Origin of the sequence: Enterobacter sp. 241F3, assembly GCF_034106785.1 — a bacterium.
GTDB classification, from domain to species: Bacteria; Pseudomonadota; Gammaproteobacteria; order Enterobacterales; family Enterobacteriaceae; genus Enterobacter; species Enterobacter vonholyi.
In genome coordinates this window covers 456,280-479,578 of the sequence record NZ_JAWNDD010000002.1, presented here as the reverse complement: position 1 = coordinate 479,578, position 23,299 = coordinate 456,280, and the positions used below count along the sequence as shown (strand labels likewise).

The following is a 23,299-nucleotide window of genomic DNA, read 5'->3' as shown; positions in this document are numbered from 1 at the left end:
ATGAAAACAAAACTGCTCGTCCTGGCAATGGCCCTCAGCTTCGCTTCGGCGCAGGCGGCGGACCGCATTGCCTTTATCCCGAAGCTGGTGGGCGTGGGCTTCTTCACCAGCGGCGGCAACGGCGCGAAAGAGGCGGGGAAAGATCTTGGCGTGGACGTGACCTACGACGGCCCGACCGAGCCGAGCGTTTCCGGCCAGGTGCAGCTCATCAATAACTTCGTCAACCAGGGCTATAACGCCATTATCGTCTCCGCCGTGTCGCCGGACGGGCTGTGTCCGGCGCTTAAGCGCGCGATGCAGCGCGGCGTCAAGGTCCTGACCTGGGATTCTGACACCAGGCCGGAGTGCCGCAGCATCTACATCAACCAGGGGACGCCGGAACAGTTGGGCGGTCTGCTGGTGGAGATGGCGGGCAAGCAGGTCACCAAACCGAACGCGAAAGTGGCGTTCTTCTACTCAAGCCCGACCGTCACCGACCAGAACCAGTGGGTGAAAGAGGCGAAGGCCAAAATAGAGAAAGATCACCCCCAGTGGCAGATCGTAACGACCCAGTTTGGCTATAACGACGCCACCAAATCGTTGCAAACCGCCGAAGGGATCTTAAAAGCCTACCCGGATCTGGATGCGATTATTGCCCCGGACGCCAACGCGCTGCCGGCCGCGGCGCAGGCCGCGGAAAACCTGAAGCTGGAAGGGGTGGCGATTGTCGGGTTTAGCACGCCGAACGTGATGCGCCCGTACGTTGAGCGCGGCACGGTGAAGGCCTTCGGCCTGTGGGACGTGGTGCAACAGGGCAAAATTGCGGTCAATGTCGCCGATCGTTTGCTTAAAAAAGGCGATCTTAACGTCGGCGACAGCGTTGACGTAAAAAACATCGGGGCGCTGAAGGTCGAGCCGAACAGCGTGCAGGGCTACCAGTATGAGGCGAAGGGCAACGGCATCGTGCTGCTGCCGGAGCGGGTGGTGTTCACCAAAGAGAACATCAGCAAATACGATTTCTGACGGGGGAGCAAATGGCTGATTTAGACGACATCAAAGACGGCAAGGATTTTGGCATCGGCACGCCGCAGCAGAATGTGCCGTTCACGCTGAAGGGCTGCGGCTCGCTGGACTGGGGCATGCAGTCGCGGCTGGCGCGCATCTTTAACCCAAACAGCAACCGCACGGTGATGCTGGCCTTTGACCACGGCTATTTTCAGGGGCCAACCACTGGCCTTGAGCGTATCGATCTCTCCATCGCGCCGCTGTTTGGTGAAACCGACGTGCTGATGTGCACCCGCGGCATCCTCAGGAGCCAGGTACCCGCCGCGACGAACAAACCGGTGGTTCTGCGCGCCTCCGGCGGTAACTCGATTCTGGGCGAACTCTCCAACGAGTGCGTGGCGGTGGCGATGGAAGACGCGTTGCGCCTGAACGTCTGCGCGGTGGCGGCGCAGGTGTACATCGGCAGCGAGTTTGAGCATCAGTCGATCAACAACATCATCAAGCTTGTCGATGCAGGGGCGCGCTACGGCATGCCGACGCTGGCGGTAACGGGCGTGGGGAAAGAGATGGCGCGCGACGCGCGCTATTTCTCGCTGGCAAGCCGCATCGCCGCCGAAATGGGGGCGCAGTTCGTCAAAACCTACTACGTGGATGAGGGTTTTGAAAAAGTGACCGCCAGCTGCCCGGTGCCGATCGTCATCGCCGGGGGCAAAAAGCTTCCTGAGCACGAGGCGCTGGAGATGTGCTGGCGCGCGATCGACCAGGGGGCATCCGGCGTGGACATGGGGCGCAACATCTTCCAGTCCAGCGCGCCGCTCGCCATGCTGAAGGCGGTGAAAAAAGTGGTTCACGAGAGCTGGAATGCCCGCGATGCGTTCCAGTTCTGGCAGGAAAAGAAACAGGGAGAAGCAAAATGAACGTGACGCTGGTGGAAATCAACATTAAGCCCGAGCGGGTAGACGAGTTTCTGGAAGTGTTTCGCGCCAACCACGAGGGCGCAATCCAGGAGCCGGGGAACCTGCGTTTTGACGTATTGCAGGACCCGAGGGTAAAAACCCGGTTCTTTATCTACGAAGCCTATAAAGACGAAGAGGCGGTGCTGGCACACAAGCAAACCCCGCACTATCTGGCGTGCGTGGACAAGCTTGAGGAGCTGATGTCGGAGCCGCGTAAAAAGCGCAGCTTTGTTGGGCTGTTGCCGGAGTAACAGGCGTTATAAAAGTGTTGTAGGCCGGGTAAGCGCAGCGCCACCCGGCATTTTTCAAACCAGCTCCAGATGGGCAAGTAATCTCGCGAGCGCTTCACGCGGCTCACCCTGAACCGCCTGCAACGGGAACGGCAACGCAGGTGCAGCCACTTTTCCCATCATCTCTGCCGCCGCCGCGATAACCCGTAAGCTGCCGTAGTGACGGAACAATTCCCACAGTGGCTCTAATCGCTCGGATTGGGCAGTCTCTTTCGAACGGGCAATCGCCAGCGCTGTTTGCGGGAACAATCCGCCGAGCACCGAGTACCAGACGTCAAACCCGGCCTGCAGGGCAGAGGCCGCTCGCCAGTCGCCGGCGATGCCCAGCGTGACTGTCTCAGGAAGACGGGCGCGTACCTGCGACAGGTCTTCCGGCACGCGACCAAGCTTAATGGATCCCACATTCGGCAGGGCCGCGACGGAAAATAACAATTCATCGCTAAACGCAAACCCGGTGGTGGCCGGATTATCGTAAATGCACAACGGTATGGAGAGCTGGCGGGTCACCGTTTCATAGAGATTAAACACTTCGTCTTCCGTTAATCGCTGGTAGGACACGGGGGCCATCAGCACGCCGGAGACACCTGCCGCCTGCGCGTCGTCAGCCAGACGCAGTATATCGTCCAGCCGGTGTGCGCCAATGCTGACGATGACCGGAATATCATCAGCATGCACCACCGCGCAGCGTGCGATCCGACCGCGCTCTTCTACAGTCAGATAGGCATAGCTTCCCGTTGAGCCGAGAATGCCCAGAGAATCCACGCCAGCGTCGACCACGGGGCGCAGAAGATTGATGAAGGATTGCTCGTCAAACGTCCCCTCTTTCAGGGGCGTTAACGGAAAAGCGCTTAACCCGTAAAACATCGTGTTGTCCTCTTACAGCGTCAGCATCTGAACCTGAGCCGTGGCCCCCGGCATCAGCCGCTGCAGGTTGTTGACCAGCTCATCTCCTGCCTCTTCCAGCGCCGCAAGCGGCATCGACGGCAGGCTTTCAAGAATAAACCACATGGATTGCGCCTGGCTATCAAGGCGCGTCCGTATCCCCTGGCGCCAGTTCCAGCGGCGGCAGGTAACGCCAGTATCGTCGCGCCAGATAACCTCGCCCGGTTCCGGATGTTCCACCACCGGCTGTCCCTCTTTGATGGTATCAAATGGCTCGCTGCCGTCGGCAAGCGTCAGACGCGGCGTGCCCGAATAAGCCGCGAGATTTTCTCCGCCGACCGGAATGGCGTAGCGAATACTCACCGCGTTATAGATATCCACCACCGGATCCAGCGGCGGCAGCGAGCCATCTTTCAGGACCCGCTTACGCAGGGCGGATGCCGAGCAGGGCGTGCGTTTCGGTTTCGCGCCGAAGGCTTTAAACACGTCATCCCAGCCTGAAAGGTGTGCATCAGCCCAGGGCACATCATCATTAATCATCTGCTGGCAGGCCTGCGCCAGCGCGGCAGCCGCCACCTCCGGGTGGGTAATTGGCGCAGCTTCAACCAGAATGCTCAGCACCCGAAAGCCTGGGGCAATCCCGGCAAGACGTGAGTCTATTGACGGCGTAACGAGAGACATAAATAATCCTGTATTGACTGTTTTATACCATGGTAGTGACCAATGACTGATAAAGTCAATATAATGACTGCGCACGGGGCCGATGTTGCCCAGGTAAGCCTGGCCGTCGCGAACCGCATACGCAACTGGCGCAAAGAGAAAAAGCTATCTCTGGACGAGCTGTCCCGCCGCGCAAGCGTCAGTAAAGGCATGCTGGTAGAGATCGAAAAGGGCGCAGCCAACCCCAGTATCGCCATCTTGTGCAAAGTGGCTGCCGCGCTCGGTATCTCAGTGGCGGATATCGTTAACGTCTCCAGCGAGCCGCTGGTGCATGTTATCGAAGAAGAGACTATTCCGGTGCTGTGGCAGGGCGAACAGGGTGGACGCGCCAGACTGCTGGCGGGAACGGCAGGCCCGGATATGATTGAGTTATGGCAATGGGAGATGCAGCCGGGGGAGCGTTTTACCTCTCCGGGGCACCCGGCGGGAACCTTTGAGCTGTTGCACGTGAACGAAGGCGTTTTAACGCTGACGGTGGATGAGACGGTAACCCAGGTTAACGCTGGCGCATCGGCTGTGGCGAAAACGGAAGCGGCGCACGGCTACGCCAATGAGGGCGATACCGTGCTTCGCTTCACCATGACGGTGGCGGAATTTCACCGCTAAAAAACCGGGCCTACAAACGCCTGTAGGCCCGGTGATTTTTTACGCCTCTTCCACGCTCACCCGCAGCGCTGCCAGCGCTTTACGCGCCGCTTTCAGCACCTGCTCGCACTGCTCAATCGTCAGCGTCAGCGGCGGTTCAATGCGGATAGTCTTCGAGTTGTTGAGCGTTCCGGCCACCAGCACCCGCTGGCGGAACATCTCGCTCGCAAAGCTGTAGCCGATTTCGTTGTCGACAAACTCAATTGCCATCAGCATCCCTTTACCACGCGCATCCTGCACCAGATCCGGATACTCCCGGCCTAGCTGACGGAAGCCGTCCAGCAGCATGTCGCCTTTCTGCTCCGCCTGCGCGGGCAGGTTTTGCTCCAGCAGCACGTTGATGGTCGCCAGCGCCGCTGCGCAGGCCAGCGGGTTACCGCCAAAGGTGGTTGTATGCAGGAACGGGTTGTCGAACAGCACCGAGAACACCTCTTCCGTAGCAACCGTCGCGCCAATCGGCATCACGCCGCCGCCAAGCGCCTTCGCCAGACACAGTATGTCCGGCTGCACGTTCTCGTGCTCGCAGGCAAACATCTTGCCGGTGCGCCCCATCCCGGTCTGGACTTCGTCGAGGATCAGCAGCGCGCCAAACTCATCGCACAGCTGACGCACGGCAGGCAGATAGCCCTGCGGAGGGAGGATCACGCCGCCTTCACCCTGAATCGGCTCCAGGATCACCGCCGCCACGTCATCGCCGGTTTTACGGCATTCACTCAGCACGGTGCGCATGGCGTTAATGTCGCCGAACGGCACGTGGCGGAAGCCCGGCAGCAGCGGCATAAACGGTTTGCGGAAGGTGGATTTGGCGGTAGCGGACAGTGCGCCCAGGGATTTACCGTGGAACGCGCCGCTGGTGGCGATAAAGGTGAATTTCCCGCGCGGCGACTGGTACGCTTTGGCGAGCTTTATCGCCGCTTCGACCGATTCCGTGCCGCTGTTGCTAAAGAAGCTGTATTTCAGTTTGCCGGGCGTTAAGGCCGCCAGCGTTTTCGCGAGCATGGCGCGAAGCGGGTCGAGCAGTTCCTGGCTATGGAGAGGTTGTTTCGCAAGTTGATTCTGTACGGCGGAAACCACAACTGGATTACGGTGCCCCACGTTGAAGATACCAAAACCACCAAGGCAATCGATAAACTCCTGTCCCTGGGTGTCGACAAGCGTGTTAAGACTCCCCGCTTGCCACTCTACGGCTCCGTAATCCCCGCCGGCGGTAACAGATTTGCGATACTCCAGAAACCCTGGATTGACGTGCTCTTTAAAGTAATCGATGACCTCTCGGTTAAGTTGTTTCATCTCCTCATGATCAAGCGTTCGCTTCTCAATGAGATTCAGTGCGTGCGCGGTACAGGCAAGAGCCGAGGCGCTGGAAGGTAACCTGTTCAAAATGTGCTCCCGGGGATCGCGTATCACATGATACTGGTTTAAGTATTGCAGGGATTACGCCACTTCAGATGCCTTAACGAAAATCGGGATAAACGCCAGGTTAAAATAATGTTGCACAATATTTAATCATGCCGAAGCAACCGAAACGGGATTTAGCGGTACAAGACAGATAAGGATAAATGGGGGCGAAAAAGCGCAACTGCACTAAAGAAGTGCATTCGGTGCAACTTAAGTGGGCGTTAACTGGTCATGCTTTATAGGTAATTTCTTTGTGAAAGTATTTGAAATCAATGAATTATAAATTCGTACAAAAAGTATGGTTTAAGTGAAATCTGCGATCTTCATCAAGTTTAACAACTAAAGATAAATTGTTTACCGCCGAAAAAACATTGACCCACAAAATTAACATTCAAATAACCTGCAAGGGATGCCCACGATGTCCTCTCCAACCTATGTCACCCAGAATGAATATCCTCTGGACGATGACACCACCTTAATGTCTACCACAGACGTCCACAGCTACATCACTCACGCCAACGACACTTTTGTGCAGGTGAGCGGCTACCAGCTTGATGAGCTGACGGGCCAGCCGCACAACCTGGTACGCCACCCCGACATGCCAAAAGCCGCGTTTGCCGATATGTGGTACACGCTGCAGCAGGGCGAACCGTGGAGTGGGATTGTTAAAAACCGGCGCAAAAACGGCGATCACTACTGGGTGCGTGCTAACGCAGTGCCGATGGTGCGCCACGGGCAGGTCACGGGCTATATGTCCATCCGCACCAAAGCCACGGCGGAAGAAATTGCCACCGTGGAACCGCTCTACCGGGCGCTCAACGACGGGAGCTGTAAGAAACGTGTGCACAAGGGGCTGGTGGTTGGAAAAGGCTGGCTGGGCAAACTGCCTGCTATGCCGCTGCGCTGGCGCGTGCGCAGCGTGATGGCGGTGCTCTTTGCCCTACTCGCCTCCACCCTGGCGGCGACCTCCGCCGGGTGGATGCCGCTCGTTGCTGCTGCGGTGGTGATGCTGCTGGGGACGCTGCTCTTTGAGCAACAGATTGTCCGCCCGGTAGAGAATGTGGCTCGACAGGCGCTGAAGGTCGCAACCGGTGAGCGCAACAGCGTGCAGCATCTGAACCGCAGCGACGAGCTGGGGCTGACGCTGCGCGCGGTAGGGCAGCTTGGCCTGATGTGCCGCTGGTTGATTAATGACGTGTCGAGCCAGGTGGTTAGCGTCCGTGACGGCAGCGACAGGCTGGCGCAGGGAAATGAAGAGCTGAACGATCGGACGCGTCAGACCGTAGCGAACGTGCAGCAGACCGTCGCGACAATGAATCAGATGGCCGCATCCGTTCAGAGTAACTCCGAAACCGCCGCCGAGGTGGACAAACTCTCCGTGGCCGCGAGCAGCGCGGCGACAAAAGGAGGCAATGCGATGCAGACCGTCGTTAAAACGATGGATGATATTGCCGACAGCACGCAGCGAATTGGCTCAATTACCTCCCTGATTAACGACATCGCTTTCCAGACCAATATTCTGGCGCTGAACGCGGCGGTTGAAGCGGCTAGGGCAGGCGAGCAGGGCAAAGGTTTTGCCGTGGTCGCGGGCGAAGTCCGCCATCTCGCCAGCCGCAGCGCCAGTGCCGCGAATGATATTCGTAAACTCATTGATGCCAGCGCCAGCAAGGTGCAGTCCGGCTCTGAGCAGGTGCATGCCGCAGGCCGTACGATGGATGATATTGTTGTGCAGGTGAAAAACGTGACGCAGCTTATCGCCCAGATCAGCCACGCGACCTCCGAGCAGGCAACCGGACTCTCTGAGCTGACCCGCGCGGTGGCTGAACTCGACAGCATTACGCAGAAAAACGCCGACCTGGTCGAGGAGAGCGCACACATTTCTGCGATGGTGAAGCACCGCGCCGGACGTCTCAAGGATGCGGTGACTGTGCTTCATTGAGCCAGTAATGTTCCAAAAAAAGCCGTTTATTTCGTAAGGAATAAACGGCTTTTTATTTTCTGCTTGTGACTATTAATGTATTTTATTGTTAATCTAATATTAAATAACTAAAGAAATTACCTCAGTTATTTATCCCTGCCTAAGTCAATTATCCAGAAGGCTATTTTGAAAAATGCCTCTCTGGTGGTCTGGTAACGATCAATGGGGCAATATTAATAGCCTCTACCTATCCATTGTGTGGGTTATGAAATAAAAAAACGATCAAACTCATAAAGTTAGCGAAATCGTTACCGATAACAGCGATCGTCTGAGAAATAATCACATCGATGGAGAAAATATGTTCTTACATGACGTAAAGATCGGCACGAAATTATTTCTGGCGTTTGGGTTCTTTATTGTCCTGATGGCGATAAGCGCGAGCCTGTCTCTGCTGAGTCTGAACCGGGCTAATAACGGGATGCAATCCATTATTACCAGTGATTATCCGACCACGGTAAAAGCGAACCAGTTAATTGATAACTTCCAGGAATTTATTAGCACTCAACAGCTGATGCTGCTGGACGAGCAGGGCACCTACACTGGGCAATCTCAGCAGCGCCTGAAAGAGATCAGCGAGCATATCACGGTGATCCTGGGAGAGCTGAACACCGCGTTGCAGGATCAAAAGTCTCAGCAGGTGCTGGCGGAGATCCGCAGCGTGCGCCAGCAGTATCTGGACTCGCGCTACCGCATTTTGCAGGCGGTGCAGAACAACAATCGTGCGGGCGCTATTCAGGAGATGATGACCACTACCCTCGCCGTGCAGCAGGCTTATAAAGCGAAGGTGAAGGAGCTGATTACCATTCAAAACAGCGAGATGCAGAGCGCTGGCGCGCAGGTGGAAGGGGATTTCCGGTCTAACCGCCTGCTGTTGATCCTGCTCACGCTCTTTAGCGTCGGGGCAGGCAGCCTGATCGGCTGGTTTATCGTGCGCGCTATTACTCGTCCGCTCGGCGAGGCGGTGCATTTTGCAAAAGCCATTTCTGAGGGCGATCTCACGGGCAGCATCACGCCACACGGTAAAGACGAAACGGGTCTGCTGCTGCACGCGCTGATGGAGATGAAAACGCGACTGCTGGACATTGTGCAGCAGGTGCAAACCGGCTCGGAGAATATCTCCAGCGCAGCCGCGCAGATTGTCGCCGGGAATCAGGATCTGGCCGCGCGCACGGAAGAGCAGGCCAGCTCCGTTGAACAGACCGCCGCCTCGATGGAGCAGATCACCGCGACGGTGAAAAATACCGCCTCGCATACCGGGGAAGCGACCAACCTCTCGGCTGATGCCGCCACGGTGGTCAAAAACAACGGTGAGATGATGAAGCAGGTGACCAGCAAAATGCGCCTGATTAACGAGACGTCCAACCGGATGTCCGACATTATCGACCTGATCGACGCCATTGCGTTCCAGACCAACATTCTGGCGCTGAACGCGGCGGTGGAAGCGGCGCGCGCCGGCGAGCACGGTCGCGGTTTTGCGGTGGTCGCCGGTGAAGTGCGTCAGCTTGCCCAGAAGAGCGCGTCGTCTGCCAGCGAAATCCGCGAGCTGATTGAGAGCTCTACCAGCCAGACCCAGGACGGGATGAACCTGGTTGAAAAAGCGAGTGCGTTGATCAACGGGATGGTCGGCAACGTAGAAGAGATGGACGTGATTCTGAGGGAAATCCGCCAGGCTAGCCACGAGCAGACGGAAGGTATCTCGCAGATTAACAGCGCGATTGGCCTGATTGATGCCACCACCCAGCAGAACTCCGCGCTGGTGGAGGAGTCCGTCGCGGCGGCAGCATCGCTTAATGAACAGGCGATGCACCTGAAAGAGCTGGTACGCGTCTTCCGCGTGAGCGAGCACGCACCGGCTTAATCCAGCTGGGAGATCTCCAGCGCCGCGCGGTCGATTACGCCGATAATCTGCTTGAGCTGCGCGTCGCTGAGCTCTCCCTGATTCACCTTCAGGTCTAACACCGCTTTGAAGTTATCCAGCGCCCGCTTCATCTGCGGGTTTTTGCGTAGCTGAAAACCGACAGAACGCGCTTTGATACGCACCTGGATCTGTTCCAGCTGTTCCCGGTTTTCGTCCAGCCAGCGTTGTCCTTCAGCGGTAATCGCAATCTTCTTGCGACCGTTCTCTTCTTCCGTAATGGTGATAAACGTCTGATCCTGAAGATAATCCAGGGTTGGATAGATGACCCCTGGGCTCGGGGTGTAATTCCCATGGGTCAGGTTCTCGATCTCTTTGATCAGCTCGTAGCCGTGGCTCGCGTTGCGGGTCAGGATATCCAGAATCACCAGCCGCAGATCGCCGTGGCCGAAAAAGCGCGGCCGCCGCCCGCCGCCCTCATGTTCGTGTCGCATAGTATGCCCTTCATTTTGATATATCTAAACTATATCTAAGATATATTCAGATGCAATCTAAAAGATCTTGCATTTTTACTTATTAGTAATCATTATCATTTGAAAATTGATTTAGATATATCGTATTCACCAGAGAAGGGGCTAAAAATGGCAACTACCCGTTACCCACAGCGCGTTCGTAATGACCTGCGTTTTCGCGAGCTGACGGTGCTCCGCGTTGAGCGCGCCAGCGCGGGTTTCCAGCGCATTGTTTTAGGCGGCGAGGCACTGGAGGGCTTTAGCTCCCGCGGTTTCGACGACCATACCAAAGTCTTTTTCCCGGCACCCGGGGCGGCGTTCGTGCCGCCGGTGGTTACCGAAGAAGGCATCGACTGGGGCGACGGCGTGCGTCCGCAGGCGCGAGACTATACGCCGCTCTACGACGAGGCAAATCATGAGCTGGTTCTCGATTTCTTCATTCATGACGGCGGTATTGCCAGCAGCTGGGCGATTGAGGCGAAAGCGGGAGACAAGCTGACCATCGGCGGCCCGCGCGGCTCGCTGGTGGTGCCGGAGGATTACGCCTGGCAGCTGTACGTGTGCGATGAGTCCGGTATGCCCGCGCTGCGTCGACGCTTAGAAAGCATTGCGCAACTGCCGGTTCGCCCGGACGTTCACGCGGTCGTGACGGTTGGGGATGAATCCTATAAGGACTATCTGGCGCACCTGAGCGAGTTCAACATCACCTGGGTGGTGGGCCACAGCGAGCAGGCAGTCGCAGATCATCTGGCTGCGCTGACCGTTCCGGGGGACGATTATTTTATCTGGCTGACCGGGGAAGGGAAGGTGGTGAAAAGGCTGAGCCGTCAGTTTGAAGCCGACGCGATTGATCCACAGCTGGTGCGTGCCAGCGCATACTGGCACGCCAAATAATCAGGCTGCTGAATCCAGCTGCGCTTCGCTCACCTGATGTTCGAGCGAGGCGCGGACCTCGTGCAGCGCTTTCTCCTGCTGAGCGAAGTACGCTTCCATATTGCTCAGCGACGAGACCAGAAGCCAGGACTCCTCTTTCTCCAGCTCCGCCAGCTCATTCACTAAAATGTCGATCTGCTCGCGGACCTGCGCCATTTTTTTGCGGATACGTTCCAGATCGTTCAGCCTGTCGCTTGCCATCAATGGCTCGAAGCCCTGCTGCAGGCGGGCCACCAACGAGCGAATGGCTTTCACATCGCCGCGCTGCTTCGCCTGGTTAAGCTGCACCATCATGTTGTTGGCTTCTTCTTTCAGATCGTCCGCCACCAGATCCGGGTGGCAGAGCTTGCTCGCCTGCCGCCAGAGACGCTTGAGTTCGTTCTGATCTTCTTCCGAAAGATGCTTTCCTTTACGCAGCCGCACTTCGGCATCGTGATGCTGTTCGCGATACTTCTCGTACTCTTCGTTGGCCTCGTCGCGAGCCTGACGCGCAGGCTCTTCTTCACGCGTTAAGCCGCTCTCCAGCTCCAGCGCTTCGGCCAGCAGGTTGGCGATGAGATTACTTTGCTGCTCCAGATGTTTACGCGCCTCGGCTGCCTGCACGGAGTCAGCCGGGAGATCGCGCCAGCGCTGGGTAAGCGTCGCCAGTACTTCTACCGCCTGCGCCATATAGCGCTGGCAGCGACGGTAATCTTCCTCGCGACGACGCGCTTCCGCCTGCTGACGACGCAGGTTAAGCTCGGCCAGCGTTTTACGCAGGGCGAGGATCTGCTGCATCAACGGCCCGAGGCGGGAGAAATAGAGATCGTTGAATTCATCAAGCTGCTGCACACGGGCGTTGCGGCGGTCAATCAGATCGCGTAGGCGCTCTTCCAGCGCCTTCAGCTCTAGCTTGCTGGCCGCCACCTGCGGATCGCGCCACTGGGTCACGGCGCGCTGACCCTGCAGCCAGGCGGTAATGGCCGCCATAGCCTCGGTGTAGTTTTTTCCCTCAAGCGCCACGACGATTGCCTGTAGCTCATCGTCAAACGCTTCATTTTTCAGGCGTGTCAGCTGGCTCTGGATGATGTCGTCATCTTCCAGCTCAATGGCATTTTTAATGATTTCTAGCCGTTTGATCGGTGTGCTCATGATGCCTTTCGCTTTGGCGCTTAAGTATTTGAGTTAAGGTTAGTTGTTGTAAAAGCTACAGGAAATAATACACACGGATGATGATCGGCGCGATGGGGGATTTCTTTAATTAGCTGATGGATGTTGCTCTCACTATGGGGTAAACCCAATAAAGCGTAATACCACACGTTCACCAGCCCTGTTAATGTGCATCGATCCTCTTTTTCCCCTGCCACGGGTTTTACCGTGTCCTACCCGAAAGCAAGCGCCTCATCTTTGGTGGCGAATGCAACCGACCCGGCCTCAGCTAACCTCGCTATAAATTCCCACCACGCGACCCACTGTTTTTATCTCGTCGATGCCGCATTCAAACGGAACCTTGCCGCCCGCCACGTGAAGTTTTTTCCCCGGCAGCAGCGTCAGGTCGCGGATGCTCGCGGTGCCTTCAATCTCAACCAGCCACAGGCCGTCGGTTAACGACGCCTCTTTTTCGATAAAGTGCAGCTTCCCCTCCGTGCGGACGGCGATTCCGCGTGCCAGCGGTTTGCTAAAGAAAGCAGAGTCGATACTCAAAATGGAATTTTCTTCCAGCCTCCCGTCACTGAGTGTGAATGTCGAAACCGAAACGGGATCGCCCGGGGCGGGGTTTCCTGCAAACTGCGCACCTTGGCCGGTCATCAGCCAGCGGAGGCTGGCGCCAGTGTCCAGCGCACACTGAACCGCAAAGTCGTAAGAGATGGTACCGCGCGCGTAGCGGTTCTGAAGCGAGCTGGCGGCGATATTAAAGTGTCGGGCCAGCTGGATTTTCTGCGTAAAACCATATACCTGACAGATTCTATCGAGCAATTCTTCATTATTCACTTGAGAATCTAATATCAAAATATATTCCTTTGGGTGTTTACTAATACTCATTTGGGTATTAGTATCATTGCAAATTCGGGCAATCAGCGGCAGACGTTGGCAAACTGAGGCTAATGATTGCAGGCATTATCAAAATGGGAATCATGCAGCATGGCTTCCGAAATCGCAATCCTCAAACGGCGGAAAAAGCCGTGCTCTGCCCGTTTTGAACGCATTAGCGTGCATATATTTATGCGAGGGGAGATATGGCGATAGAAGCTGCCAGTGCAAGGGTTCCACTAAGCGTGGGGGCGCGTCTTAGCGGGCTTAACCACATCGCTGAACTGCGCGCCCGCTTCGGGAGCGATAGCGGGAAAGAGCTGGCGCGGTTTATGGCCGACATGCGCGATAAGCGCGATCCCTTTTTTGAGGAGAACAGCAGGGCGCTGGCCGCTCTCTTTTTCCTGGCGAGATTACCCGTCGCCCGTCATGAGTGCGATATCAGCGAGCTGACCACAGAGGAGAAAAGAGCGCTAATTACCGCGATGAATCATTTTCGTGCTGTTGTGAGTTTATTTCCTGAACGGCTGACCATGCCGTTGTAACCCAACCCAAAAACGAATGGCGTAAACCCGCCGGGCACCCTGTTGCCTGAATTTAAGGAGAACGCGTGATGCGACACAGTGAAAACCGCCCTTATCCAATCGGAAGTGAAGAACTGAAACGCCTGCTGGCAGAGGCAAAAACAGAGGAACGATGCGCGCGCGCCCTTGCGGTCTCCCTGCGTCTGGAAGCGCTGGCAAGCCAGATCTACAAAACCGGCATGAGCGGAGAAGACGTTGCCGAACTGCTGTGCCACGAGGCGGCTCGCTACGAGCGTGAATCCCAGGAGCTGCACTGATGGCCGATTTTATCGATCTTGCCCAGGCGCGCGAGCAGGAAGACAGAGAGCGCCACATTAATAGCGCCCGCAGACGACCCGCATCGCCTTCGCGTTTCTTCTGCGAGGAGTGCGAGGCTCCAATACCACAGGCGCGCCGTATGGCGGTGCCCGGCGTGGCCCTGTGCGTCACCTGTCAGGAGATCGCGGAGATGAAAAATAAACACGTCCGGGGAGGGTGAGTTGGCTACGTCATTCGCTTATCCGTGGAATGCACCGCGGTCGGCCATTGCCAGCCCTTATCTTACCCATGCCCAGCAGCAGCGTCGCGATCGCTTCTTCGCGGCGCTGCAGCAGGCAAGAATGGTTCTCTCACAGCAGCCTGACTGCGTGCGTTTTGAGGTCTGGCGCGCCGTTGACGCCCTCGAACAGCATCGGGGCAATCCCCAGGCTAACGCCTTTTTGATCCGCTTCTGCAAAAGGATGTTACCTCGCCTGCGGCGGGTCTCCGATCGCTATGCCTGCACAGGACTGCACGAGGAAGTCTCCAGGGCCGTGTTCGACGGCCATTTCGACACTCAGCTTTTGCAATACCTCGCCTCGCGGATGGTTGAACTGGTTGCCCGCTATAACCGCATTCCGGATATGTCCCGCGCGGACATCGACCTGCTGGCCGCAGATGTCGCCAGCTTTATTCGCGGCGAGCTGGCGAATATTAACGATGCTGAAATGGGCGAATACCAGACGCTGTACGTCTGGTATCAGCGCGCCGGACTGATCGCCCGACAGTTCAACGTGTCGCCTCCCCACTGGGAGCGGGTGTCGAAGACATTTTTCAACAAAGACGATGTTGCCGCCGCGGTGATGCGGATGTTTTCCGAGGCGTGGTGGCGCGGGCGTTTACGTCGGATCGCGGCTGCCTGGCGCGAGCATTTGCAGATTGCCCTTGGCAACGTCAGCAAAAAGAGAACGGCGTATGCGAGCAAACGCTGCGTGACCGAGTGGCGCGAACAGAAGCGCCGCACCCGCGAATTTCTCAAGGGCGTGGAGCTGGAAGATGAAGAGGGCAACCGCATCAGCCTGATTGAAAAATTCGATAGCTCGGTGGCCAACCCGGCGATACGCCGCTGTGAACTGATGACCCGCATTCGCGGGTTTGAAAATATCTGTGAGGCGCTGGGCTACGTGGGCGAGTTCTATACCTTAACCGCGCCCGCGCAGTATCACGCGACGCTGAAATCAGGTTACCCCAACGCGAAGTGGAACGGGGCCAGTCCGGCGGAGACGCAAGGCTACCTCACCCGGCAGTGGGCGCGCATCCGCGCAAAGCTCCACCGTGATGGGATCCGTATTTTCGGTATCCGCGTTGCGGAACCCCATCATGACGGTACGCCCCACTGGCACATGCTGATGTTTATGCTGCCGGAAGATGTCGAATGTGTTCGCCGGATTATCGGGGACTACGCGCGGCAGGAGGATGCCGCTGAGCTGCAGAGCGAAAGCGCCAGACAGGCGCGCTTTCACGCGGACGCGATCGATCCGCAGAAAGGCAGCGCTACCGGCTATATCGCCAAATACATCTCAAAGAATATCGACGGCTATGCGCTCGATGGTGAGACCGATAACGAAAGCGGCGGGCTGCTGAAGGAGACGGCGTCCTCCGTATCGGCCTGGGCGGGGCGCTGGCACATTCGCCAGTTTCAGTTCATCGGCGGCGCGCCGGTAACGGTCTACCGCGAGCTGCGCCGACTGGCAGACGCTGAGGCCGCGCGCGGTCTGAGCGTCGAGTTTGCTGCAGTCCATGAGGCTGCCGACGCCGGTGACTGGGCGGGTTACGTCACTGCACAGGGCGGTCCGTTTGTGCGTCGCGATGATTTACAGGTGCGCACGCTGTATGAGCCGGGTACCGGGTTTAACCAGTACGGCGAAGAAACGGTCCGCATCCGCGGCGTGTACGATTCCGCCTTCGGCGCGGGCAGCCCGGTTTTAACCCGCCTGACGCAGTGGAAAATTGTGCCGAAGCGGGCCCAGGAGCCTGAGAATGTAACAGCGCCTTCTCGGAGTTCTGTCAATAACTGTACGCTGAGCGATCTCTCTCAACCCCTTAACCGGCGTGCGAGACGGGCATTAACCGAGCGCATCAGGCACATACGACCCAGCGCAGCGGCGCCCTTTGTCTACGAGCGGGATCTGCAGAACGGGGTCCCGGAGAAAGTGATTGATGAGGTTTGGCTCGCCACCGGAATCGCCATCAGCCGCGCAGAGGCCCTGCATCTTATGGCGGGCGGCGTTAGCCGCTTTAACGACAAATGGTGCAGAGGCGCAGCTGACGGAACGCTCTTTCCGGCAGCGCGTTCTTATCAGCACAAGGCGCGGAAAATCCTTGAACGTATTGGGCATTTATCAGATCTGTTCGCTCTGAGAGCACGCTAATCTCCATCGATATCATGCACATACCGTGAGTAGTTCTGATTTTTCGCTTCACTCTTTTTATGAATACGTGCTACTGTATGTTTGTACAGTATCTCGTGGTGGAGGTTGTGTGGACAGAGAGTTGAACGAGCAGGTCATGATTGAACGTGTCGAGATGATTGCTCGACTGACGACAGAAGGAACATGTCAGGAAAGAGATCGTGAGATTGCCCTGAATTTGATTGCTGAGATTGCGCGGGGAAATTTAATCAAAAACAACGCATTTACCGTTGTTTTCTCAGCATCGCCTGTTCCGGAACGAATCAAAAAAGAGGGTAACGTTCGGGTGAACATTACGCTCGATAAAGACCAGCAGATTGGCCATGGCGTCGTCGAGGCCTTCCAGAACGAACTGACCCGCCGAATAAGGTCCCTGTTCCCGTCATCGCGAGTGACCGTGAAAATAGGATCGATGACGGGAGTAGAGCTCCAGGGGCTTGAAGGAGAAGCCGATCGTGAGATGCTGAATAATATTCTCCGGGAAGTCTGGGAAGACGAGAGCTGGCGCTAGCCCAGCGTCATTACCCGAACGCACGCCCTCATTCAGATTTTACGCTTTCGTTGACCCACGCTTCGCTGCTTGTGGACGGTCTGTTGTGTCCGTGATTGTCCATCCATCAGCGATAGCGAAAAGGCCGCCAGCCCGGGAAACTCTACGGTACCTGGTAACCGGATGTTAGGAGCGTCTGATGAAGATCTATGCAATGCAGGGGGACACGCTTGATGCCGTTTGTGCCCGCTATTATGGGCGCACGGCTGGCGTCGTAGAAGCCGTTCTGAAGGCCAATCCTGGCCTCGCGGAGTCAGGCGTTATCTTGCCTCACGGTAAGCCGGTAGAGATGCCGGAGGTAAATAGCGCCCCCACCAAAGAATCCGTAAATCTATGGGACTGAGCCTGGAGAAAATCACCACGTTTATCGCCTACTGGCTGGCCGTGGCGCTGGCCTGGTTCGGGGCGATGTCTCCTGAAAAGGTCGCGCTGTACGTGGGGAGTGTTTGCGCCATTTTTACCGCGCTGACGAACTACTGGTTTAAGCGAAAAACCTGGCGCTATCTCCAGTCGCTGGGCCTCGATAAGAAGAGCATTCGTGAACTCAATCATTAAGCGTTGCAGCGTCGCCGGCGTGCTGGCCCTGGCGGTGCTGATGCCCGATTTTCGATTACTGAAAACGTCCCCTGAGGGGCTGGCGCTGATTGCCGATCTCGAAGGTTGTCGCCTCTCGCCCTACCGGTGCAGCGCTGGGGTCTGGACGTCAGGCATTGGCCACACGGCAAACGTTGTGCCGACGCGGGACATTACCGAGCGTGAGGCCGCTGTAAATCTGGTTGCTGATGTACTCAACGTTGAGCGACGGCTGGCGACGTGCGCGCCGGTGGAGATGCCGCCGCGGGTCTACGACGCGCTGGTGAGTTTTACCTTTAATGTTGGCGCAGGCGCCGCCTGCCGTTCGGCTCTGGTGTCTTTTATTAAGCGTAAACAGTGGTCGCAGGCGTGCGAACAGCTTACCCGCTGGGTGTACGTCAACGGCGTCAAAAATACCGGTCTGGAAAACCGCCGTGTCCGCGAGATGGCCTGGTGCATGAACGGGCTGCCATGAGAACGCTCATGCTGGCGCTGGCCGGGCTGCTGGCCATCACGCTGTGGCTTCGTCATGACAACCTGAACCTTTCCCGTTCCTTAGCCACCGCGAACCGGGTTGACAGCGAGCAAAAAAACGCTCTCGCCGAGCTTAATCAACAGCTTTTCCTGGCACAGCGGATGGCCAGAGCAAATGAAAACGCCCAGGTCAGGCTCCGTGAGGAGCTTGTCGCTGCGGGCGAGGAGAGGGCAAGACGGGAAGCGACTATCGGGAGATTACTCAATGAAAATGAAGCGTTACGCCGCTGGTATACCGCTCAGCTGCCTGATGCTGTCCGCAGGTTGCACACCCGCACCGCCTGCGCCTCCGCAGCCCATTGTTTACAACGCCTGCCCGAAGGTGAGCCGCTGCCCGATGCCGGGAAGCGAACCCGCCACTAACGGCGATCTCAGCGCCGATATTCGCAGGCTTGAGTACGCCCTTATCGCCTGCGCGCTGCAGGTTGAAACCATTAAAGACTGTCAGGATAAACTCGATGCACAAACTCAAGAGCCTGCGTCAGGCATTAATTGACGCGATCCCCCAACTGAATGCCAACCCGGAGCGCCTGCAAATGTCGGTCGGCAGCGGCAATATAGACGCCCGCCAGGCCTCCTCGCTCTCCTTTGAAAAACGGTATGCGCTGAACGCGAAGGTCAACGGTTTCACCGGCGACAGCGAGGGCTTTTTTGTCCCGGTGCTGGCCTGGCTGCGGGAAAACCAGCCGGACATTTTTACCCTCGATGACGGACGCAAAAACGGATATACCTTCGCGATCGTCTTAAACGATGACGCTACGATGGATATCAGCATCAGCATGCAATTAACCGAGCGCATTCTTGTTTCCGAGGAACAGGGCGTTCTGCACGCGACCTATTCCCCGGAGCCGCCGCTGCCGGAGCGCGTCACGCGTCCGAAGGCGTTGTACATCAACGGTGAGCTGGTCAGCCAGTGGGAGGACTAAGCTCCCCACGCTGAAGGCCGCCAGCCGCCTGCCGTCTGGACCGCTTGTTGTATCATCCCGCAGAAAACCCCGTCTCGTTGCTGCCGTTCCTCCTGAACGGCATTCTCTTCTCATGAATACATTAACTTCCATGCACGGTATCGCTCGCGCGATCCGCAATCTGATTCGTATCGGTGTTGTGACCGACGTTGACCTCAACAGAGGGCTTTGCCGTGTCCAGACCGGCGGGATGAAAACCACCTGGCTGAACTGGCTAACCTGCCGTGCGGGACGTTCGCGCGTGTGGTGGGCCCCTTCCGAGGGAGAGCAGGTGCTGCTGCTGGCCATCGGCGGTGAGCTGGATACTGCCTTTGTGCTGCCCGGCATTTTCTCTGACGACCATCCGGCGCCGTCCGGGTCGCCTGACGCGTTCCACGTCTCGTTTCCTGACGGCGCGGTGATCGAGTACGAACCCGGACGCGGGGCGCTGAAGGTGTCAGGTATTAAAACGGCCGACATTTCCGCTTCTGAATCGCTGACTGCCACCGTGCCGGAGGTGCGGGTGATCTCAACGTCCCGCATCACGCTGGATACGCCTGAAGTGGTGTGTACCAACAAGTTAATTACCGCCTCGCTGGAAGTGCAGAAGGGCGGGGTGATGAGCGGAAATATTGAGCACTCCGGCGGTAAATTGACCTCCAACGGAGTGCAGGTGGACAACCACGCGCACGGCAGCGTGCAAAGCGGCGGAAGCTGGACTAAGGGGACACAATGACGGTGCGTTACAGGGGAATGAACAGGCAGACCGGGCTAAGCCTTTCAGAGGCTGACCACATCCGGCAGAGCGTGCGCGACATTCTGGTTACGCCGATTGGCTCGCGGGTCATGCGCCGGGATTACGGCTCGCTGCTGGCGGCGATGATAGACAGGCCGCAGAGCCCGGCGCTGCGCCTGCAGATCATGGCCGCCTGTTATTCCGCCATCCAGAAATGGGAGCCGCGGATAAGCCTGACGGCCATCACTTTCGAACGTTCGGAGAACGACGGGACGTTGTATGTCGATATCACCGGCACGCGTCCGACCTCCGGACAATCCTTTTCTATCACCATTTCACTGAGTTAAACGCTATGGCTATTGTTGATCTGAGCCAGCTCGCCGCGCCTGATGTCGTGGAGGAGGTGGATTATGAAACGCTGTTGGCAGAACGAAAGGCCACCTTTGTCTCCCTCTATCCGGAAGAGGAGCGAGAGGCGATCACACGGACGCTGACGCTGGAATCCGAGCCGATTGTGAAGCTTCTGCAGGAGAACGCCTACCGGGAAGTTATCTGGCGCCAGCGCGTTAATGAGGCTGCGCTGGCCGTGACGCTGGCCTATTCTTCCGGTCACGATCTGGACGTTATTGCGGGAAACAATAATACCGAACGCCTGACCATCACCCCGGGCGATGACACTACCATTCCGCCAACGGCTGCCGTCATGGAGTCTGATGCTGACCTGCGACTGCGTGCGCAGCAGGCATTTGAAGGGTTGAGCGTCGCGGGGCCGGTTGGAGCCTATGAATATCATGGTCGAAGCGCCGACGGACGGGTCGCTGACGTTTCGGTTGAAAGCCCTCAGCCTGCGTATGTGACGATTTCGGTGTTATCCCGTGAGGGTGATGGTACCGCTCGTCCTGAACTACTGGCGGTTGTTGAAAAAGCGCTTAACGCTGAAACCGTCCGCCCGGTCGGCGATCGTGTGACTGTTCAGTCAGCAGAAATCGTGCCTTACAAGATAAACGCAACGCTCTACGTTTATCCCGGACCAGAGTCTGAACCTATCAGGCAGGCAGCAGAGCAGAAGCTGCAAAATTATATCAGCGCGCAGCATCGCCTTGGACGCGATATCCGTCTGTCGGCCATCTATGCAGCACTTCACGTTGAAGGTGTGCAGCGCGTTGAACTGGAGTCTCCCCACTCTGACATTGTACTGAGTAAGTCGCAGGCATCGAACTGTACCTCGTATCAGATAGCGATCGGGGGTTCGGATGAGTGAAAGGTTATTACCCGTTGGGTCCTCACCGCTGGAAATCGCCGCTGCCGCTGCGCTCTCGAATATTGAGCGTGTGCCGGTACCGCTACGCACGTTATGGAACCCCAGCGCGTGCCCGGTGAATTTACTTCCCTACCTGGCATGGGCGCTGTCGGTAGACCGTTGGGATGAGGCGTGGCCGGAGAGCACCAAACGCAGCGTCATTATGTCCTCATTTTTCGTCCATCAGCACAAAGGAACCATCAGCGCATTGCGTCGCGTGGTGGAACCGCTTGGCTTTTTGATTGAGGTGCGCGAGTGGTGGCAGCTCGGTGAGGAGCCAGGGACATTCCGTCTGGTTGTCGGTGTGCTTGATAACGGCATCACTGACGAAATGTATCAGGAGCTTGAACGGCTCATTGAAGATGCCAAACCGGCAAGTAGACATATGACCGGGCTGGCTATCAGCCTGAGCTCAACGGGAGAGTTTTATGTTGGCGCAGGATGCTATCACGGCGATGTGCTGGCTGTTTATCCCTACACCACTGAGGAACTTATTGTCGGTGGTGATTACTACCCGGCCTCGGCCATCCATTTGATTGATAACCTGAGAGTGAACGCATGACCGCAAAATATTTTGCCATACTGACGAATCAGGGCGCGGCGCGGCTAGCTAACGCGACGGCACTTGGTATGCAACTCAACCTGACGCAAATGGCGATAGGCGACGCCAACGGAACGTTGCCAACCCCCGATCCGGCGCAGACGAAGCTCGTCAACCAAAAACGCATAGCGCCGCTGAACCTGCTCGCTGTTGACCCAAATAATACCAGCCAGATCATCGCTGAACAGATAATTCCCGAGAACGAGGGCGGTTTCTGGATCCGAGAGATCGGTCTCTATGACGACGATGGCATTCTGATCGCCGTAGCTAACTGCCCGGAAACATACAAGCCTCAGCTGCAGGAAGGAAGTGGCCGCACGCAGACCATTCGCATGATTCTGATTGTGTCGAGCACATCGTCAATTTCCCTGAAAATTGATCCATCAGTTGTGCTGGCAACGCGCCAGTATGTTGACAATAAAGTTATTGAGGTTAAGGGCTACGCTGACGATCAGATGAAAAAGCATATTGCTGCTGATAATCCGCATAAACAGTATCCCTTAATCGCCAATGCGTTAAAAGAAATTGCCGATGCGGGGTTGAGTGCTGAGGTTCTCAAAAACCTTGGTTTGGGAGAAGGTTCCGCTTTGCCGGTTGGCGTCCCCGTTCCGTGGCCGTCAGCAACTCCACCGACGGGGTGGCTTAAGTGCAATGGAGCTGCGTTCACGGCTTCCCAATATCCGAAGCTTGCGCTTGCTTATCCTGCCCTCAAACTGCCAGACCTTCGCGCTGAGTTTATCCGTGGCTGGGATGATGGCAGAGGAATAGATAGCGGGAGGGGTTTGCTGTCAGCTCAGTTTGGTTCTGGGATTGGGATGTTTGTTGGCGGTTATTCTGATGGAACTGCTTATATTGCAGTGAGTGATTTCGATAGCGTTGTCGACAATAGCCCATCATGGTCACATATTAGTACCGCTGGAATGATTTCCTCAATTACAGGGCAAAGGTCATCATTTGGCGCTCGCCCGCGTAACATCGCATTTAACTACATCGTGAGGGCCGCATAATGGTGATGGCAAAATTAAACAGTGAACATATCGCCATTATGGCCGGTGAGATTACTGTGTTTAATTATGATGGTGAGACGCGCGAATACCTTTCTTCATCCGTTGAATATTTAGCGGAAGGTGTAGGTATTCCAGCCTTATCATGTATTGATGCGCCTGGAGAATCTAAAGAAGGTTTTACCATTTGTCGCACCTCTGACTTAAGCGCATGGGAGTACCTCGCCGATCATCGTAGTGAAACTGTATACAGCACGAAGACAGGTCAACGAGTCACGATTTCCCTGCCGGGTGATTATCCGAAAGATACGACTACAGAAGCCCCTGGAACGCCATATGATAAGTGGAGTGGCAGCGAGTGGATAACCGACGCAAAAGCGAAACACTCTGCGGATGTGGTAAAGGCTGAACAGCAGAAAACTGCATTGCTAGCGGAAGCATCTGCAATTATCGCACCATTGGTAGATGCTCAGGCTGGAGGCTACATTGATGATGCAGATATCCCACGTCTGACTGAATGGCAGCGGTATCGTTATAAGTTAACTAAGGTTGATACCGATACCGCTCCGAATCTTAACCTTCCACCGAAACCCGAGGTATAG

Annotated in this window: 30 protein-coding genes; 24 read left to right on the top strand and 6 right to left on the bottom strand. The window is 56.6% G+C overall.

Translation table 11 applies throughout. The features are described from left to right. Genes lsrB through lsrG form a run of 3 tightly spaced genes read left to right on the top strand, consistent with a single transcriptional unit; the run spans position 1 to position 2,191 of the window. Positions 1–1,002: an autoinducer 2 ABC transporter substrate-binding protein LsrB gene (gene lsrB, locus UR504_RS09615; protein WP_302236775.1), complete on the top strand. Its 1,002-nt coding sequence runs from the start codon at positions 1–3 to the stop codon at positions 1,000–1,002. Positions 1,003–1,013: 11 nt separating this feature from the next. After that, the gene (gene lsrF, locus UR504_RS09610) at positions 1,014–1,901 is read left to right on the top strand and encodes a 3-hydroxy-5-phosphonooxypentane-2,4-dione thiolase (RefSeq protein WP_302236773.1); all 888 of its coding nucleotides are present in this window, start codon (positions 1,014–1,016) and stop codon (positions 1,899–1,901) included. Next, a complete protein-coding gene (lsrG, locus tag UR504_RS09605) occupies positions 1,898–2,191 on the top strand; it encodes a (4S)-4-hydroxy-5-phosphonooxypentane-2,3-dione isomerase (RefSeq protein ID WP_008503162.1) in 294 nt (97 codons plus the stop codon). Before lsrF ends, lsrG begins: the two co-directional genes overlap by 4 nt. 54 nt (positions 2,192–2,245) lie before the next feature. On the opposite strand, the gene UR504_RS09600 is transcribed toward lsrG, so the two are convergent. Continuing rightward, positions 2,246–3,094: a dihydrodipicolinate synthase family protein gene (locus UR504_RS09600; protein WP_302236771.1), complete on the bottom strand. Its 849-nt coding sequence runs from the start codon at positions 3,092–3,094 to the stop codon at positions 2,246–2,248. 12 nt (positions 3,095–3,106) lie between these two features. After that, positions 3,107–3,793 carry a B3/4 domain-containing protein gene (locus UR504_RS09595; protein WP_302236767.1) on the bottom strand — a complete coding sequence of 229 codons (687 nt, stop codon included), beginning with the start codon at positions 3,791–3,793 and terminating at the stop codon, positions 3,107–3,109. A 42-nt stretch (positions 3,794–3,835) separates the two neighbouring features. Here UR504_RS09595 and UR504_RS09590 point away from each other — a divergent pair, with 42 nt between their 5' ends. Next, positions 3,836–4,438, top strand: a complete 603-nt coding sequence (locus UR504_RS09590; protein WP_302236764.1) for a helix-turn-helix domain-containing protein — start codon at positions 3,836–3,838, stop codon at positions 4,436–4,438. A gap of 39 nt (positions 4,439–4,477) precedes the next feature. On the opposite strand, the gene ygjG is transcribed toward UR504_RS09590, so the two are convergent. Then, entirely contained in the window at positions 4,478–5,857 is a 1,380-nt protein-coding gene (ygjG, locus tag UR504_RS09585) for a putrescine aminotransferase (RefSeq protein ID WP_168708009.1), read from the bottom strand. Between the two features lie 436 nt (positions 5,858–6,293). On the opposite strand from ygjG, the gene UR504_RS09580 reads away from it, so the two are divergent. Then, positions 6,294–7,814, top strand: a complete 1,521-nt coding sequence (locus UR504_RS09580) for a PAS domain-containing methyl-accepting chemotaxis protein (protein WP_302236758.1) — start codon at positions 6,294–6,296, stop codon at positions 7,812–7,814. Between the two features lie 337 nt (positions 7,815–8,151). Continuing rightward, the gene (locus UR504_RS09575) at positions 8,152–9,711 is read left to right on the top strand and encodes a methyl-accepting chemotaxis protein (protein WP_136195059.1); all 1,560 of its coding nucleotides are present in this window, start codon (positions 8,152–8,154) and stop codon (positions 9,709–9,711) included. On the opposite strand, the gene UR504_RS09570 is transcribed toward UR504_RS09575, so the two are convergent. After that, positions 9,708–10,202, bottom strand: coding sequence for a PadR family transcriptional regulator (locus tag UR504_RS09570; protein WP_274240931.1), 495 nt, complete (start codon positions 10,200–10,202; stop codon positions 9,708–9,710). The genes UR504_RS09575 and UR504_RS09570 overlap by 4 nt on opposite strands. 147 nt (positions 10,203–10,349) lie before the next feature. Here UR504_RS09570 and UR504_RS09565 point away from each other — a divergent pair, with 147 nt between their 5' ends. Beyond that, on the top strand, positions 10,350–11,114 hold the full coding sequence (locus UR504_RS09565; protein WP_274240930.1) for a siderophore-interacting protein: 765 nt from the start codon (positions 10,350–10,352) through the stop codon (positions 11,112–11,114). Here UR504_RS09565 and UR504_RS09560 read toward each other — a convergent pair whose 3' ends face one another. Together UR504_RS09560 and UR504_RS09555 are read right to left on the bottom strand one after the other, a co-directional pair. Then, positions 11,115–12,284: a DNA repair protein gene (locus UR504_RS09560; RefSeq protein ID WP_111964916.1), complete on the bottom strand. Its 1,170-nt coding sequence runs from the start codon at positions 12,282–12,284 to the stop codon at positions 11,115–11,117. 282 nt (positions 12,285–12,566) lie between these two features. Continuing rightward, positions 12,567–13,175 (bottom strand): phage repressor protein CI, encoded by a 609-nt coding sequence (locus UR504_RS09555; RefSeq protein WP_414464877.1) that lies wholly within the window; start codon positions 13,173–13,175, stop codon positions 12,567–12,569. A 194-nt stretch (positions 13,176–13,369) separates the two neighbouring features. On the opposite strand from UR504_RS09555, the gene UR504_RS09550 reads away from it, so the two are divergent. From UR504_RS09550 to UR504_RS09470, 17 genes are all read left to right on the top strand, one after another. Beyond that, positions 13,370–13,708: a DUF5347 domain-containing protein gene (locus UR504_RS09550; protein ID WP_274240929.1), complete on the top strand. Its 339-nt coding sequence runs from the start codon at positions 13,370–13,372 to the stop codon at positions 13,706–13,708. Between the two features lie 68 nt (positions 13,709–13,776). Continuing rightward, positions 13,777–14,004: a DUF2732 family protein gene (locus tag UR504_RS09545; protein ID WP_271369508.1), complete on the top strand. Its 228-nt coding sequence runs from the start codon at positions 13,777–13,779 to the stop codon at positions 14,002–14,004. Further along, positions 14,004–14,225, top strand: a complete 222-nt coding sequence (locus tag UR504_RS09540) for a TraR/DksA family transcriptional regulator (protein WP_048028939.1) — start codon at positions 14,004–14,006, stop codon at positions 14,223–14,225. The genes UR504_RS09545 and UR504_RS09540 overlap by 1 nt, the downstream gene beginning before the upstream one ends. Before the next feature lies 1 nt (position 14,226). Further along, a complete protein-coding gene (locus UR504_RS09535) occupies positions 14,227–16,416 on the top strand; it encodes a replication endonuclease (protein ID WP_320739650.1) in 2,190 nt (729 codons plus the stop codon). Positions 16,417–16,525: 109 nt separating this feature from the next. Next, positions 16,526–16,966, top strand: a complete 441-nt coding sequence (locus UR504_RS09530) for a DinI-like family protein (RefSeq protein ID WP_274240927.1) — start codon at positions 16,526–16,528, stop codon at positions 16,964–16,966. Between the two features lie 178 nt (positions 16,967–17,144). After that, positions 17,145–17,348, top strand: a complete 204-nt coding sequence (locus tag UR504_RS09525) for a tail protein X (protein ID WP_274240926.1) — start codon at positions 17,145–17,147, stop codon at positions 17,346–17,348. Beyond that, positions 17,339–17,560, top strand: coding sequence for an HP1 family phage holin (locus tag UR504_RS09520; protein WP_023616187.1), 222 nt, complete (start codon positions 17,339–17,341; stop codon positions 17,558–17,560). The genes UR504_RS09525 and UR504_RS09520 overlap by 10 nt, the downstream gene beginning before the upstream one ends. Next, a complete protein-coding gene (locus tag UR504_RS09515) occupies positions 17,544–18,053 on the top strand; it encodes a lysozyme (RefSeq protein ID WP_274240925.1) in 510 nt (169 codons plus the stop codon). Before UR504_RS09520 ends, UR504_RS09515 begins: the two co-directional genes overlap by 17 nt. Beyond that, the gene (lysB, locus tag UR504_RS09510) at positions 18,050–18,475 is read left to right on the top strand and encodes an Rz-like lysis system protein LysB (RefSeq protein WP_302236741.1); all 426 of its coding nucleotides are present in this window, start codon (positions 18,050–18,052) and stop codon (positions 18,473–18,475) included. Before UR504_RS09515 ends, lysB begins: the two co-directional genes overlap by 4 nt. Beyond that, a complete protein-coding gene (gene lysC, locus UR504_RS09505; RefSeq protein ID WP_229226321.1) occupies positions 18,363–18,608 on the top strand; it encodes an Rz1-like lysis system protein LysC in 246 nt (81 codons plus the stop codon). The genes lysB and lysC overlap by 113 nt, the downstream gene beginning before the upstream one ends. Beyond that, entirely contained in the window at positions 18,571–19,038 is a 468-nt protein-coding gene (locus tag UR504_RS09500) for a phage tail protein (protein WP_271369514.1), read from the top strand. Before lysC ends, UR504_RS09500 begins: the two co-directional genes overlap by 38 nt. 112 nt (positions 19,039–19,150) lie before the next feature. Continuing rightward, positions 19,151–19,792 (top strand): phage baseplate assembly protein V, encoded by a 642-nt coding sequence (locus UR504_RS09495; protein ID WP_302236732.1) that lies wholly within the window; start codon positions 19,151–19,153, stop codon positions 19,790–19,792. Then, a complete protein-coding gene (locus UR504_RS09490) occupies positions 19,789–20,139 on the top strand; it encodes a GPW/gp25 family protein (protein WP_023616182.1) in 351 nt (116 codons plus the stop codon). The genes UR504_RS09495 and UR504_RS09490 overlap by 4 nt, the downstream gene beginning before the upstream one ends. Before the next feature lie 5 nt (positions 20,140–20,144). Beyond that, positions 20,145–21,053 carry a baseplate assembly protein gene (locus UR504_RS09485; RefSeq protein ID WP_302236728.1) on the top strand — a complete coding sequence of 303 codons (909 nt, stop codon included), beginning with the start codon at positions 20,145–20,147 and terminating at the stop codon, positions 21,051–21,053. Further along, a complete protein-coding gene (locus UR504_RS09480; protein WP_302236725.1) occupies positions 21,046–21,654 on the top strand; it encodes a phage tail protein I in 609 nt (202 codons plus the stop codon). The genes UR504_RS09485 and UR504_RS09480 overlap by 8 nt, the downstream gene beginning before the upstream one ends. Beyond that, positions 21,651–22,700, top strand: a complete 1,050-nt coding sequence (locus UR504_RS09475) for a phage tail protein (RefSeq protein ID WP_320739647.1) — start codon at positions 21,651–21,653, stop codon at positions 22,698–22,700. The genes UR504_RS09480 and UR504_RS09475 overlap by 4 nt, the downstream gene beginning before the upstream one ends. Further along, on the top strand, positions 22,700–23,299 hold the full coding sequence (locus UR504_RS09470) for a tail fiber assembly protein (RefSeq protein ID WP_302238436.1): 600 nt from the start codon (positions 22,700–22,702) through the stop codon (positions 23,297–23,299). The genes UR504_RS09475 and UR504_RS09470 overlap by 1 nt, the downstream gene beginning before the upstream one ends.

Bases quoted from the DNA above. Each gene is read 5' to 3' on its own strand.
- lysB (WP_302236741.1), top strand. From the start codon at position 18,050: ATGAGAACGCTCATGCTGGCGCTGGCCGGGCTGCTGGCCATCACGCTG.
- UR504_RS09550 (WP_274240929.1), top strand. From the start codon at position 13,370: ATGGCGATAGAAGCTGCCAGTGCAAGGGTTCCACTAAGCGTGGGGGCG.
- UR504_RS09520 (WP_023616187.1), top strand. From the start codon at position 17,339: ATGGGACTGAGCCTGGAGAAAATCACCACGTTTATCGCCTACTGGCTG.
- UR504_RS09475 (WP_320739647.1), top strand. From the start codon at position 21,651: ATGACCGCAAAATATTTTGCCATACTGACGAATCAGGGCGCGGCGCGG.
- UR504_RS09485 (WP_302236728.1), top strand. From the start codon at position 20,145: ATGGCTATTGTTGATCTGAGCCAGCTCGCCGCGCCTGATGTCGTGGAG.
- UR504_RS09565 (WP_274240930.1), top strand. From the start codon at position 10,350: ATGGCAACTACCCGTTACCCACAGCGCGTTCGTAATGACCTGCGTTTT.
- UR504_RS09555 (WP_414464877.1), bottom strand. From the start codon at position 13,175: ATGAGTATTAGTAAACACCCAAAGGAATATATTTTGATATTAGATTCT.
- UR504_RS09575 (WP_136195059.1), top strand. From the start codon at position 8,152: ATGTTCTTACATGACGTAAAGATCGGCACGAAATTATTTCTGGCGTTT.
- UR504_RS09570 (WP_274240931.1), bottom strand. From the start codon at position 10,202: ATGCGACACGAACATGAGGGCGGCGGGCGGCGGCCGCGCTTTTTCGGC.
- lsrB (WP_302236775.1), top strand. From the start codon at position 1: ATGAAAACAAAACTGCTCGTCCTGGCAATGGCCCTCAGCTTCGCTTCG.
- UR504_RS09480 (WP_302236725.1), top strand. From the start codon at position 21,046: ATGAGTGAAAGGTTATTACCCGTTGGGTCCTCACCGCTGGAAATCGCC.
- UR504_RS09600 (WP_302236771.1), bottom strand. From the start codon at position 3,094: ATGTTTTACGGGTTAAGCGCTTTTCCGTTAACGCCCCTGAAAGAGGGG.
- UR504_RS09545 (WP_271369508.1), top strand. From the start codon at position 13,777: ATGCGACACAGTGAAAACCGCCCTTATCCAATCGGAAGTGAAGAACTG.
- lsrF (WP_302236773.1), top strand. From the start codon at position 1,014: ATGGCTGATTTAGACGACATCAAAGACGGCAAGGATTTTGGCATCGGC.
- UR504_RS09525 (WP_274240926.1), top strand. From the start codon at position 17,145: ATGAAGATCTATGCAATGCAGGGGGACACGCTTGATGCCGTTTGTGCC.
- UR504_RS09500 (WP_271369514.1), top strand. From the start codon at position 18,571: ATGCACAAACTCAAGAGCCTGCGTCAGGCATTAATTGACGCGATCCCC.
- lysC (WP_229226321.1), top strand. From the start codon at position 18,363: ATGCTGTCCGCAGGTTGCACACCCGCACCGCCTGCGCCTCCGCAGCCC.
- UR504_RS09540 (WP_048028939.1), top strand. From the start codon at position 14,004: ATGGCCGATTTTATCGATCTTGCCCAGGCGCGCGAGCAGGAAGACAGA.
- UR504_RS09495 (WP_302236732.1), top strand. From the start codon at position 19,151: ATGAATACATTAACTTCCATGCACGGTATCGCTCGCGCGATCCGCAAT.
- UR504_RS09490 (WP_023616182.1), top strand. From the start codon at position 19,789: ATGACGGTGCGTTACAGGGGAATGAACAGGCAGACCGGGCTAAGCCTT.
- lsrG (WP_008503162.1), top strand. From the start codon at position 1,898: ATGAACGTGACGCTGGTGGAAATCAACATTAAGCCCGAGCGGGTAGAC.
- UR504_RS09470 (WP_302238436.1), top strand. From the start codon at position 22,700: ATGGTGATGGCAAAATTAAACAGTGAACATATCGCCATTATGGCCGGT.
- UR504_RS09560 (WP_111964916.1), bottom strand. From the start codon at position 12,284: ATGAGCACACCGATCAAACGGCTAGAAATCATTAAAAATGCCATTGAG.
- UR504_RS09590 (WP_302236764.1), top strand. From the start codon at position 3,836: ATGACTGATAAAGTCAATATAATGACTGCGCACGGGGCCGATGTTGCC.
- UR504_RS09580 (WP_302236758.1), top strand. From the start codon at position 6,294: ATGTCCTCTCCAACCTATGTCACCCAGAATGAATATCCTCTGGACGAT.
- UR504_RS09595 (WP_302236767.1), bottom strand. From the start codon at position 3,793: ATGTCTCTCGTTACGCCGTCAATAGACTCACGTCTTGCCGGGATTGCC.